Origin of the sequence: Longivirga aurantiaca (assembly GCF_042660085.1) — a bacterium.
Taxonomy (GTDB): domain Bacteria; phylum Actinomycetota; class Actinomycetes; order S36-B12; family CAIYMF01; genus Longivirga; species Longivirga aurantiaca.
Window position 1 is genome coordinate 685,985 of sequence record NZ_JBHSTI010000008.1, and the last position, 11,667, is coordinate 697,651.

Here is an 11,667-nt window from a genome sequence, read left to right on the forward strand (position 1 = left end):
GCTAGAAGTACCCCTCGCGCTTGCGGTCTTCCATGGCTGCCTCGGTGAGGCGGTCGTCGGCGCGGGTGGCGCCGCGCTCGGTGATGGTGCTGACGGCGACCTCGGCGATCACCTCGGCGACGCTGGACGCCGTCGAGTCGACCGCGCCCGTGCAGGACATGTCGCCGACCGTGCGGTAGCGGATCGTGCGGCGCTGCACGACCTCGTCGCCCTGGGGGCCGCCCCACCCGCCGGCGGTGAGCCACATGCCGTCGCGCAGGAACACGTCGCGCTCGTGCGCGTAGTAGATCGACGGCAGCTCGATGCCCTCGCGGAGCACGTACTCCCAGATGTCGACCTCGGTCCAGTTCGACAGCGGGAAGACGCGCACGTGCTCCCCGGCGCGGTGGCGGCCGTTGTAGAGGTCCCACAGCTCGGGGCGCTGGCGGCGCGGGTCCCACTGGCCGAACTCATCGCGCAGGGAGAACACGCGCTCCTTGGCGCGCGCCTTCTCCTCGTCGCGCCGCCCGCCGCCGAAGACGGAGTCGAACTTCCCGCCCTCGATCGCGTCGAGCAGCGGCACGGTCTGCAGGGGGTTGCGCGTGCCGTCCGGGCGCTCGCGCAGCTTCCCGTTGTCGATGTAGTCCTGCACCGACTGCACGATCAGGCGCACGCCGTAGCGCTCGACGGCCTCGTCGCGGAAGGCGATGACCTCGGGGAAGTTGTGGCCGGTGTCGACGTGCAGCACCGGGAACGGCACCGCCGCGGGCGCGAACGCCTTCGCCGCGAGATGCAGCATCACGACCGAGTCCTTGCCGCCGCTGAACAGCAGCACCGGTCGCTCGAGCTCGCCCGCGACCTCGCGGATGATGTGCACCGCCTCGGCCTCGAGGGTGTCGAGCTGGCTGAGGCGGCGCGTCGACGTCGCGCTCACGTGTGCAGCCCGCACTCGGTCTTGCCGGTGCCGCTCCAGCGGCCCGCGCGGGGGTCCTCGCCCTCGGCCACGGGCCGGGTGCACGGTGCGCAGCCGATCGACGCGTAGCCGATCTGGCGCAGCGGGTTCATGAGCACGCCGTTCGCCGCGGCGTACGCGTCGACGTCGTCCTGCGTCCAGGCGGCGAGCGGGTTGAGCTTCACCTTGTCGCGGCGCGCATCCCAGCCCACGACGTCGATGTCCTTGCGGGTCGGGGCGTCCTCGCGGCGCATGCCCGTGACCCAGGCGTCGTACGGCGACAGCCCGCGCTCGAGCGGCTCGACCTTGCGGATCGCGCAGCACGCGTCGGGGTCGCGCGCGAACAGGTCCTCGCCGTGCAGGCGGGCCTGCTGCTCGATGCTCAGCAGCGGCAGGATCGTCTTCACGTGGATGTCGTAGACCGCGTCGACGGCGTCGCGCGTGCCGATCGTCTCCGGAAAGTGGTACCCCGTGTCGAGGAACAGGACGTCGACTCCGGGCGCGTCGACCGACGCGAGGTGCACGAGCACCTCGTCGCCCATCGAGCTCGCGACGACGAGGTTGTCGCCGAAGGTCTGGCGCGCCCAGCGCAGCGACACCTTCGCCTGCTCGACGACGTCGTCGCCGACCGCGGCGACCAGCGCGGCGCCGTCCTGCACCTGCGAGCGCAGCGTCTCGGTGGGAGCGGTCATGCCAGTGCCTCCTCGTCGGCACGGCGGGCCCACGAGCCGAACGACTCGTCGCCCTCGCGCTGCTCGGTGAAGCGGCCCACCACGCGCTCGACGTAGTCGGGCAGCTCGGCCGCGCTCACCTTGAGGCCGCGGGGCTTGCGGCCGAGACCGGCGTCGGGCCCGAGCTCGCCGCCGAGGTGCACCTGGAAGCCCTCGGCCTGGTTGCCGTCGGCGTCGGTGACGAGCATCCCCTTGAGGCCGATGTCGGCCACCTGGATGCGGGCGCACGAGTTGGGGCAGCCGTTCACGTGGATCGACAGGGGCGAGTCGAAGGTGGGCAGCCGGTCCTCGAGCTGTGCGACGAGAGAGGCCGCGTTGCCCTTGGTCTCGACGATCGCGAGCTTGCAGAACTCGATGCCGGTGCAGGCCATCGTGCCGCGGCGGAACTCGCTCGGGCGCACCTCGAGCCCGAGCTCGTGGAGCCCGGCAACGAGCGGCTCGACCTCGGCCTCGGGGACGTCGAGCACCACGAGCTTCTGCTGCGCGGTGAGGCGGATGCGTCCGGTCCCGTGCGCCTCGGCGAGGTCGGCGATGCGGTGCAGCACGGTGCCGCTGACGCGGCCGACCGTGGGTGCGGCGCCGACGTACGACAGGCCGTCCTGCTGCGGGTAGACGCCGACGTGGTCGCGGCGGCCCGGGTACGGCGCGGCAGCGGGCCCGTCGAGCAGCGTGCGCTTCAGGTACTGCGTCTCGATGACCTCGCGCACCTTCGCGGCGCCCCAGTCCGAGACGAGGAACTTCAGGCGGGCACGGGTGCGCAGTCGGCGGTAGCCGTAGTCGCGGAAGACCGAGATCACGGCCTCCCACACGTCGGCGACCTCCTCGAGCGGGACCCACACGCCGAGGCGCTGGGCGAGCAACGGGTTGGTCGAGAGCCCGCCGCCGACGTACACGTCGAACCCGGGGCCGTGCTCGGGGTGGACGACACCGATGAACGAGACGTCGTTGATCTCGTGCGCGACGTCCTGGCGCGGCGATCCCGAGACCGCCGACTTGAACTTGCGCGGGAGGTTCGAGAAGCGCGGGTCGCCGACGTACCGGCGCACGATCTCCTCGATCGCGGGGGTGCCGTCGATGATCTCGTCGGCCGCGACGCCGGCCACGGGGGAGCCGAGGACCACGCGAGGCGTGTCGCCGCACGCCTCGCTGGTGGTGAGGCCGACGCCCTCGAGCCGCTGCCAGATCGCGGGCACGTCCTCGATGCGCACCCAGTGCAGCTGCACGTTCTGGCGGTCGGTGATGTCGGCGGTGTCGCGTGCGTAGGTCTGCGACACGTCCGCGATGGCGCGCAGCTGCTCGGGGGAGAGGATGCCGCCGTCGCTGCGGATGCGGAGCATGAAGTACTCGTCGTCGAGCTCGTCCGGCTCGAGCGAGGCCGTCCTGCCGCCGTCGATCCCGGGCTTGCGCTGGGTGTAGAGCCCCCACCAGCGCATCCGCCCGCGCAGGTCGCTCGGGTCGATCGAGGCGAACCCGGCGTCGGCGTAGGTGCCCTCGATGCGGGCGCGCACGTTGAGGCCGTCGTCCTCGCGCTTGAACGTCTCGTTCGCGTTCAGGGGCGCGGTCTCGCCGAGGCCCCACTGGCCGTGACCGCCCTCGGGGCGGGCCTTCGGCGTACGGGCGGGTGCGGTGGGCTCAGGGGCCACGGGATCTCCTCGATGGGGACGAGGAGGACGTCGCGGAGCAGCAGGGGTCGGCGCGTCGTGGGAGGACGGCTACCCGGGCCCGGACGGCATCGCTCGTCCAGTGCCAGGGCAGGCGGGGACGGTCAGCCGACGGGCAGACACATCGCGCTGGCAACACGCATGTGGTCGACATGACGTCGAACCACGAGGGCGTTGTGCGCGGACATGGGACCCACAGTGAGGGTCGCCTCACCTGCGATCAACTCCCGGACGGCTTCGTCTCGCACTCCGGACCGGTGCTGGCCGTCGGCGTCAGGTGCGAAGACTTCGCAGGACCGCAGCCAGGGTGTCCCGGGCGGCGAGCAGGTGTGAGGAGACCTTCCGTGCGGGCGGGTCCCGCACCCTCGACACGGGCGCTAGGTTCGCCGCCATGAGCACTCCCACCATCCCCGGCATCGACGCCGGCACCGTCACCCCTGTCCCGATCGACGGCGAGCTCGTCGCCGGCACCGAGGCGATCGAGGTGCGCGCGCCGTACGACGGCACGCTGCTCGGCTCGGTCCCGGCCCTCGGCGCCGAGGAGGTCGACCGCGCGGTCGCCGCGGCGAAGAAGGCCCTGCACGAGAACCCGCTGCCTCAGTGGAAGCGGGCGGAGATCCTGGACAAGGCGGCGCTGCTGCTCGCCGAGCGCGAGGAGGAGTTCGCCCGCTGCATCGCGCTCGAGGCGGCCAAGCCGATCCGCACGGCGCGCGCCGAGGCGCAACGGGCGGTGTCGACGCTGCAGTTCTCCGCGGCGGTCGCGCGCACCCTCGCCGGCGAGGTCGTGCCGATGGAGGCGTCGGCCGCGGGCATGGGGAAGCTCGCGTTCATCCTGCGCGTGCCGGTGGGCGTGGTGGGGGCGATCGCGCCGTTCAACTTCCCGCTGAACCTCGTGGCCCACAAGCTCGGTCCGGCGATCGCGGCGGGCTGCCCGGTGGTGCTCAAGCCGGCGAGCCAGACGCCGTTCTCCTCGATCCTGCTGGCGCGGGTGCTGTTCGAGGCGGGCCTTCCCGCGGGCTACCTGCACGTGGTCACCGGCGGCGGATCCAAGGTCGGCAACCCGATCGTCGACCACGAGGACATCGCGCTCATCACGTTCACGGGCTCGCCCGAGGTGGGCTGGGGCATCCGGGCCCGGGCGCCGCGCAAGCGGGTCGGGCTGGAGCTGGGCAACAACGCGCCGCTGATCCTGGAGGCGGACGGCGACTGGCGCACGGCGGTGGCGAAGGTGAAGGTCGCGGGGTTCAGCCACGCGGGGCAGTCGTGCATCTCCACCCAGCGCCTGTTCGTGCACGAGTCGATCGCCGACGAGGTCGTGTCCGAGCTCGCGGCCGCGGTGAGGACGATCGTGGTGGGCGACCCGCTCGACGAGGCCACCGACGTGTCGGCGCTGATCAACACCGGTGAGCGCGACCGCGTGGCCGGCTGGGTCAAGGAGGCGGCCGAGCAGGGCGCCACCGTGGCGGCGGGCGGGGAGATCGGCGCCGACGGCGTCCTGCTCCCCACGCTGGTCGACGGCGCGACTCCGGACATGAAGGTCTGCTCGCAGGAGGTCTTCGGCCCGGTCGTCGCCGTCATCCGGTACAGCGACTTCGACGACGCCCTGCGTCAGGCCAACGACACCCGCTACGGCCTGCAGGCCGGGGTGTTCACGTCGGACATCACCAAGGGCCTGCGCGCCGCGCGCACCCTGGACTTCGGCGGAGTCGTCATCAACGAGGTGCCGACCTTCCGCGCCGACCAGCAGCCCTACGGCGGCCTGCGCGACTCCGGCAACACCAAGGAGGGCCCGGCCTGGTCCGTCCGGGAGATGACCGAGGAACGCCTCATCATCCTCAACGGCTGAGGCACCACCGAGCGCGTCGAAGGGCCGGCACCCGTCACGGGTGCCGGCCCTTCGCACGTCGGTGCGGGCACGGGCGGCGGGCTCAGGCGGCGGCGCTGCCGGCGTCCTCGCTGCCGAGGCCGTCGAAGGCCTGGCCGAAGCGGCCCGCGAATGCGAGCTCCTCGAGGCCGAGGCGGCTGCGTGCGGCACCCTCGCGGGCCCGGGCCCAGCCGGGGAGGCCCGCGGCATCGCCGAGACGGCCCACGGCGAGGACGGCGACGGGCCGGTAGCCCACGGGCACCTCGAACGCGTCGACCACGGCCTCGGCGTCGAAGCCGCCGATCTGGTGGACGTGCAGACCCAGCGACTCCGCCTGCACCGTCAGCTGCGCGACGGCGAGGCCGAGCTCGTACGGCCCGACGGCGCGAGCGCTGCCGTCGTCCTCGACGACTCGGGTGAGCGCGGCAACGAGCACCGGCGCGCGATGGGCCCAGGCCCGGTTCGGCGGGGCCAGCGTGCCGAGCAGCCCGGTGTGGGTCGCGTCCGGGCCGTCCTCGGTGGTGCGGCCGACGAGGAACCGCCACGGCTGGGCATTCATCGCGCTCGGCGCCCAGCGGGCAGCCTCGAGAAGGGACACGACCTCGGCGTCGGGAAGCGGAGCGGCGTCGAAGGCGCGCGGGCTCCACCGGTCGGCGACGAGCGGGTGCACCGCGGTGGCGCCGGTGCGTCCGTGCGCGGTTCCGGGTCGGGTGCTGGTCGTGCTCACGGTGCCCTCCAGGGTCTGTGATCTAGTTGAACGCTCAACAACTGGAGGCGTCGACGCATTCCCGCGGGTCGGCGGCGTGTCGGCGCGGCCGTTGCGGGGCTGCGCGGCACACTCGACCTGTCGATCGGCAGCGGGCCCTCGGGTGCCGCTGCGGGGAAGCGCTCGGCCCGGCCGCCTGGACAGGCGGGCGGCGCCGCATGCCCGCTTCCCTGGAGCCCTCTGTGCCCCTCGACCTCGAGGACCTCGCCGCTCTGCGCGACCTCACCGCGTCCGCCGAGCCGCGTCCGCTGCCGCGCCCCGACCGGGGATCCGGCGACGGCGACGGCGAGGCCCAGCGCGAGACGGACGCCGCCCCGGCAGGCGCCCTCTCCCGTCGGCGGCTCGCCTCCCTCGCTGCCGCGGCCGCAGCGGCCGGCCTGCTCTGCGGCCTCGTCGGGCCGAGCCCCTCCGCCCTCGCCCAGCCCCTGACCAGCGCCGTCCGCGGGACCCTGTTCGCCAGCGCGTCCCCCGTGGCCGCGCCGACGCCCGCACCGGCGCCCTCCGAGCCGACCGCGCACACCGAGGCCCAGCCGTCCTCCGCGGCCGAGGCGATCGCCGCGGTCGCCGTGGCGCTCCCTCTCGGGCTCGGCCCCGGCGACCTCGCGGCACCCCGACCCGGTGCCGCGCCGAGCCCTGCGGTGAAGAAGGCCTGGGTCCCGACCCGCAGCCTCCCGAAGAACAGCGGGACCGGCCGGCGGATCGTGTACGCGGAGCAGGCGGCGCACCTGTGGATCGTGGCCGCCGACGGCAGGGTGCTGCGCGACTACAAGGTGACGGGCCGGCCCGGGCGCCCGGGGCCGGGCACCTACCGCGTGTTCTCGAAGTCGCCGACGGCGGTGAACCCAGGGCAGAAGCTGCGCTTCGAGCTCATGGTGCGGTTCACCCACGGCGTGACCGGTGCGGCGATCGGCTTCCACACGATCCCGGAGACCTACCAGGGCGTGCCGATCCAGAAGGCGTCCGACCTCGGCAAGGCGATCGGGTCGGGCGGCTGCGTGAGGCAGAAGCGCGAGGACGCGCGCTGGCTCTACCGCTGGGTCAAGGTCGGCGACACCGTGGTCGTCCTGCGCTGACCCGGACGGGTGGCCGGACCGATCACGCAGCGTCCACGGACGGGTCCGCACGGGCGACCTGTGTCCCGCGGAGCGGACATCGTGAGGGCACCGGTGCGGCGGATCCGGCCCCGGCCGACGTACAGTCGTCCCTGGCGGCTGCCGCGCACGTGCGGCGTCGCCCTTCCCCGCCAGCAGGAGGTACCGCCGTGGACGTGCGGCGCGCGCATCCCCGCCGCGCCTCGACGCGCGCCGTCGTCGCTGCGAGCACCCTCGGTCTCGTGCTCGGCCTGGTCGCCGCTGTGCCCGCGCGCGCCGAGAGCGGCTCGACCGGCGGCACCACTCCCGGCGGCATCACGACCACCCCGATCGCGCCGCCCCCGGCGTCCAAGCCCACGACGGCGATCACGGCCACCGCGAGCCCCTACCAGGGTGCGGTCATGGGCATCGCTCAGCCGATCTTCGTGCGGTTCTCGAGCCCCGTCGCCTTCAAGGCGCGAGCCGAGAAGAACATGCGCGTGTACGTCTCGGGCGTCCTGTCGAGCGGTGCGTGGCACTGGAAGGACTCGCAGACCGCGGTCTTCCGGCCGCAGACGTTCTGGAAGTCGCGCAGCACCATCGCGATCAAGATGACGATGAAGGGCGTGGTGCTCGCCGAGTCGTCGAGCCGCACGTTCGTCGGGGCGACCACCAAGGTGCACTGGTTCAAGACCAGCCGCTCGTTCGTCGCGAAGGTCGACGACGCGACGCACCGCATGAAGGTCTACCTCGACGGCAAGGTCGTGCGGACCATCCCGGTGTCACTGGGCAAGCCCGGGTTCGAGACGCGGTCGGGCGTCAAGGTCGTGCAGGAGAAGTACGAGACCCGACGCATGACCAGCGTGGGCGCGGGGATCACCGACCCCAACGACCAGTACGACGTGACGGCCACGTGGGCGGTGCGCATCACGCCCACCGGCGAGTTCGTGCACGGCGCGCCGTGGGCCGCCGGACGCATCGGCCGGTACAACGGCTCGCACGGCTGCACCAACGTGCTCGAGGTCGACGGCAAGTGGTTCTACGACCGCGTCCTGCCGGGCGACCCCGTCGTGACGGTCGGGACCGGCCGCGCGATGGAGTACTGGAACGGCCCGGGCGGCCCGTGGAACATGCCGTGGAAGTTCTGGCTGGCCAAGTCCGCCACGGGCCCCCAGCGCTGACCGGGCAGGAACGCCGGCTCAGTCGAGCAGGACGGCCGGCGTGAGCATCCCGTACGTCGCGAGAACGTCCGGGAGCTCCGAGGCCGGCACCGGCCGCGCGTAGAGGAACCCCTGTGCGATGTCGCAGCCGAGCAGACGCAGCCGCTCCGCGGTCTCGGGCAGCTCGACGCCCTCGGCGACCGCGACCATCGAGAACTCGTGCGCGAGGTCGGTGACCACCTTCACGAGGACCTCGTTGCCGTTCGTCATGTCGCTGATGAACGAGCGGTCGATCTTCAGGGTGTCGATCGGGAGGTCGCGCAGCTGCGAGATCGAGGTGTTGCCGATCCCGAAGTCGTCGAGCGCGATGGTGGATCCCATGGCTGCGATGCGCCGCAGCGTCTCCGCGGCGCGCTCGGGGTCCTGCATGATCGCCGACTCGGTGATCTCGAACTCGAGCAGGCGCGCGGGGACGTCGTACTCCTCGAGCAGGCGGGCGATGCGCCGGTCGAGCTCGGGCTCGGCGAGGTTGAGCGCGGACAGGTTCACGGCGACGGGGATCTCGAGCCCCTCGTCGATCCAGGCCCGCTGCTGGGTCAGGACCATGCGCATCACGCGGTCGGTGACCGTGTGCACCAGGCCCGTCTGCTCCGCGAGAGGGATGAACTCGCTCGGGGGCACCATGCCGCGCAGCGGGTGGTTCCACCGGAGCAGGGCCTCGAGGCCGACGACGGTCTTGGACTCCAGGTCGAGCTTGGCCTGGTAGTGGACCGAGAGCTGGTCGCCCGAGTCGAGCGCCCGGCGCAGGTCGCCCAGCAGGATCAGGCGTGCGGGCGAGTTGGTGTCGCCGTCCGCCTCGTACACGCTCATGCCGCGTCGGCCCGCCTTCGCGATGTACATCGCGACGTCCGCGAGCTTGAGCAGCGACTGCATGTCGTCGGCGTGGTCCGGGAAGAGCGCGAGGCCGATCGAGGTCTCGACGTGCAGCACCAGGCCGTCGATCTCGTACGGCGCGTCGAACACCTCGAGCACCCGCTCGGCGAACATCACGCCGTCCGCGACGCTGCGGACCGTCTTGAGCAGGATCGCGAACTCGTCGCCGCCGAGCCGCGCGACGGTGTCGGTCTCGCGGACGATCGCGCGCAGCCTGTCGGCGGCCTGCACGAGCAGCTGGTCGCCCCGGTCGTGGCCGAGCGAGTCGTTGATCTCCTTGAACCGGTCGATGTCGAGCAGGAGGAGGCCGACGTGCTTGCCGTCGCGCAGGGCGTCCGACACGGCCGTCTCGAGCCGCTCGTTGAGCAGTCGACGGTTGGGCAGGCCGGTGAGCGGGTCGAGGAGGGCGAGCCGCGCGTTCTCCTCGGACGACGCGCGCAGGCGCCGGCTCGCGTTGTGCACCGTGCGGAACAGCAGCGCCCACACGAGCCCGAGGCCGAGGATCGTGATGATCCCGATCGTGACGACGGCATCACGCGTGGCGGCGAGGGTCGGCGAGTAGTCGAGCACCACCTCGGCCGCGCCGACCGGCTGGTACTTCGCAGCGGGATCGACGCGCATCGCGGTGTCGTAGATCGGCACGTAGACGCTCAGCACCTGCTCGAGGCCCATCGAGGTCGAGGGCACGACGCCGGCGAAGTCGCCGCTCGCCACGAGCTCGGTGCTCAGCTGCCCGTCCACGGTGGCGGCGGCCAGCCGGGCGTGGTTCGGCTCGTCGTCGGTGCTCGCGTCGCTGTCGAAGAGGTTCGTGGCGTCGTGCGTCCAGAGCTGGAGGCGGATCATCGTCGCGTCGGGGTGCAGGTTCTTGCGCAACGACGTGACCACGGGCGGGTCGATCTGTCCCGTCTGCCAGTTGGCCAGGGACACGCGCTCGCCGACACCGGCCGACACGTACGCCTGCGCGGTGCGGACGGCGTGCTCGAGCGCCTGCCGCTGCAGGAGCTGGGCCATGGACGCTACGAGGGCGGCGCCGAGCACGGCGAGGGCCACCAGGCTGACGGCCGCGAAGGTGGCGGTCAGCGACAGCCGTCGGCGCATCTCGTCATCCCTCCCATTCCGGCGAGAAGCACCGTCCCCCGACGGCACCCATCCGGGCGTCTCCAGAGGTCATCGGCACGTCCCCGCGCCGCTTGAGGGATCAGCCGCCGCTGGTGCCCGGGACCCGCACGGTGAGCGACCCGGGCCGCACCCGTGCCTCGAGCTTGCGGCCCTCCGCGACGACGTCGCCGTCCACCTGCCGCGGTGCCGTGGTCTGCGAGACGACCCAGGCCGAGCGGCCCGACAGGTGGATCCGGGAGTCATCCTGGCGGGGCCGCCGCCGCACCAGGTGGGCCGCCGTGCGGGCCCAGTCCAGGGGCCTGTCGAGCGGCAGGACGATCACGTGCAGGAGCCCGTCGGAGGCGTCCGACTCGGGCGCGACGTCGAGCCCGGCGATGAGGCCGCCCACGTTGGCGACGAGCACGCTGCGGGCGGTGTACCAGCGAGGCTGACCCCCGTCCATGGCGACGGCGACCCGCATGGACTCGCTGGTGAGCAGCTTCACGGAGTTGGCGACGTACGCGGCCGGGCCGATCGCGTTCTTCAGCTCCTCCGGCGCGTCGATGAGCGATGCGTCGAGGCCCATGCCGGCGATCACCGTACTGACCATGACCGATCCACCGAGACCGATCTCGACGACGTCGATCCTGCGGTCCTGGCCCGTGAGCGCGACGCGCGCTGCGCCGTCGAGGTCGAGCGGTATGCCGAGGTTGCGGGCGAGGAGGTTGCCCGTGCCGCCGGGGATGATGCCGAGCGCCGTGCCGCTGCCGAGAAGGCCCGTGGCGATCGCGTTGAGGGTGCCGTCACCGCCCCACGACAGGACGAGGTCGGCGCCCGCCTCGACGGCCTCGCGCGCCTGCGCCGTGCCGGGCTGCTCGGCCGTGGTGGGGACGAGGTGCGGCGTCGGTACGCCGGCGGCGTGGGCCCAGCCGGCCAGCCGTTCGGCTGCCTCGCCGAGATCGCCGGCCTTGCCGGGATGGACGATCGCCACCGTCTCGGCGGAGCCCGTCATCGTGCCTCCTGGTGGGCGGTGTCACTGAGCAGGGACGACGTCCCACGCGAGGTCGCCCGTGTCGCCGGTCACCGGAGGACGGTAGCGCGCGCAGGCGGGCGCCCGCCCCGGGTCGGGGTCGCCGGTCCGCCGGAGGCGCGTCAGGACGCGGTGGCGTAGCGGTGGTCGGAGGCGGCGCGCTCGCACTCGCGCACCGTGTGGAACCCGGACTCGTACCGGCAGTCGTGGCACACGGCGATGGAGGCGCTGCCCAGGTGCACGACCTCGACGCTGTGCGGGCTGCAGCTGCGGTCCGCATGCGCGTGGTCGCGCCGGTGCACCGCTGCGAGCATGGCCCGCACGATGGGTTCCGGACTGTTGGGCGTCATGCCGTGGTTATCGGTCGCGCAGATCCGGACCTGAGGATCTCGGGTGGGCAATCCGCGACTTCTATAGGGTCCC

At 72.8% G+C, this 11,667-nt stretch carries 10 protein-coding genes; 3 read left to right on the forward strand and 7 right to left on the reverse strand.

Going from position 1 to position 11,667, the window contains the following annotated elements; genetic code table 11:
• Position 1 precedes the first annotated feature (1 nt).
• From cysD to ACFQGU_RS07210, 3 genes are read right to left on the reverse strand one after another with little or no spacing between them, the layout of a single operon-like run.
• On the reverse strand, positions 2–913 hold the full coding sequence (gene cysD / locus ACFQGU_RS07200; protein WP_386765163.1) for a sulfate adenylyltransferase subunit CysD: 912 nt from the start codon (positions 911–913) through the stop codon (positions 2–4).
• The gene (locus tag ACFQGU_RS07205) at positions 910–1,623 is read right to left on the reverse strand and encodes a phosphoadenylyl-sulfate reductase (protein ID WP_386765165.1); all 714 of its coding nucleotides are present in this window, start codon (positions 1,621–1,623) and stop codon (positions 910–912) included. The genes cysD and ACFQGU_RS07205 overlap by 4 nt, the downstream gene beginning before the upstream one ends.
• Positions 1,620–3,305 carry a nitrite/sulfite reductase gene (locus tag ACFQGU_RS07210; protein ID WP_386765167.1) on the reverse strand — a complete coding sequence of 562 codons (1,686 nt, stop codon included), beginning with the start codon at positions 3,303–3,305 and terminating at the stop codon, positions 1,620–1,622. Before ACFQGU_RS07210 ends, ACFQGU_RS07205 begins: the two co-directional genes overlap by 4 nt.
• 409 nt (positions 3,306–3,714) lie before the next feature.
• Here ACFQGU_RS07210 and ACFQGU_RS07215 point away from each other — a divergent pair, with 409 nt between their 5' ends.
• Positions 3,715–5,169 carry an aldehyde dehydrogenase family protein gene (locus tag ACFQGU_RS07215; protein WP_386765169.1) on the forward strand — a complete coding sequence of 485 codons (1,455 nt, stop codon included), beginning with the start codon at positions 3,715–3,717 and terminating at the stop codon, positions 5,167–5,169.
• 82 nt (positions 5,170–5,251) lie between these two features.
• Here the strand turns inward: ACFQGU_RS07215 and ACFQGU_RS07220 are convergent, their stop codons facing one another.
• Positions 5,252–5,914: a nitroreductase family protein gene (locus ACFQGU_RS07220; protein ID WP_386765171.1), complete on the reverse strand. Its 663-nt coding sequence runs from the start codon at positions 5,912–5,914 to the stop codon at positions 5,252–5,254.
• Positions 5,915–6,135: 221 nt separating this feature from the next.
• Between ACFQGU_RS07220 and ACFQGU_RS07225 the strand changes: the two genes are divergently transcribed.
• Both ACFQGU_RS07225 and ACFQGU_RS07230 read left to right on the forward strand, forming a co-directional pair.
• Positions 6,136–7,026 (forward strand): L,D-transpeptidase, encoded by an 891-nt coding sequence (locus tag ACFQGU_RS07225; RefSeq protein ID WP_386765173.1) that lies wholly within the window; start codon positions 6,136–6,138, stop codon positions 7,024–7,026.
• Between the two features lie 188 nt (positions 7,027–7,214).
• Positions 7,215–8,204, forward strand: coding sequence for a L,D-transpeptidase (locus ACFQGU_RS07230; RefSeq protein ID WP_386765175.1), 990 nt, complete (start codon positions 7,215–7,217; stop codon positions 8,202–8,204).
• Between the two features lie 18 nt (positions 8,205–8,222).
• On the opposite strand, the gene ACFQGU_RS07235 is transcribed toward ACFQGU_RS07230, so the two are convergent.
• The 3 genes from ACFQGU_RS07235 to ACFQGU_RS07245 form a co-directional block, all read right to left on the reverse strand.
• Complete coding sequence (locus tag ACFQGU_RS07235; RefSeq protein WP_386765177.1) at positions 8,223–10,214, reverse strand: putative bifunctional diguanylate cyclase/phosphodiesterase; 1,992 nt, start codon at positions 10,212–10,214, stop codon at positions 8,223–8,225.
• Positions 10,215–10,314: 100 nt separating this feature from the next.
• On the reverse strand, positions 10,315–11,226 hold the full coding sequence (locus ACFQGU_RS07240) for a diacylglycerol/lipid kinase family protein (protein ID WP_386765179.1): 912 nt from the start codon (positions 11,224–11,226) through the stop codon (positions 10,315–10,317).
• Positions 11,227–11,366: 140 nt separating this feature from the next.
• On the reverse strand, positions 11,367–11,558 hold the full coding sequence (locus ACFQGU_RS07245; RefSeq protein ID WP_386765181.1) for a hypothetical protein: 192 nt from the start codon (positions 11,556–11,558) through the stop codon (positions 11,367–11,369).
• Positions 11,559–11,667 lie beyond the last annotated feature (109 nt).

What these genes read in the sequence shown, in the direction of transcription:
- ACFQGU_RS07205 (WP_386765165.1), bottom strand. Translation starts at nt 1,623, where the DNA reads ATGACCGCTCCCACCGAGACGCTGCGCTCGCAGGTGCAGGACGGCGCC.
- ACFQGU_RS07215 (WP_386765169.1), top strand. Translation starts at nt 3,715, where the DNA reads ATGAGCACTCCCACCATCCCCGGCATCGACGCCGGCACCGTCACCCCT.
- ACFQGU_RS07235 (WP_386765177.1), bottom strand. Translation starts at nt 10,214, where the DNA reads ATGCGCCGACGGCTGTCGCTGACCGCCACCTTCGCGGCCGTCAGCCTG.
- ACFQGU_RS07240 (WP_386765179.1), bottom strand. Translation starts at nt 11,226, where the DNA reads ATGACGGGCTCCGCCGAGACGGTGGCGATCGTCCATCCCGGCAAGGCC.
- ACFQGU_RS07245 (WP_386765181.1), bottom strand. Translation starts at nt 11,558, where the DNA reads ATGCTCGCAGCGGTGCACCGGCGCGACCACGCGCATGCGGACCGCAGC.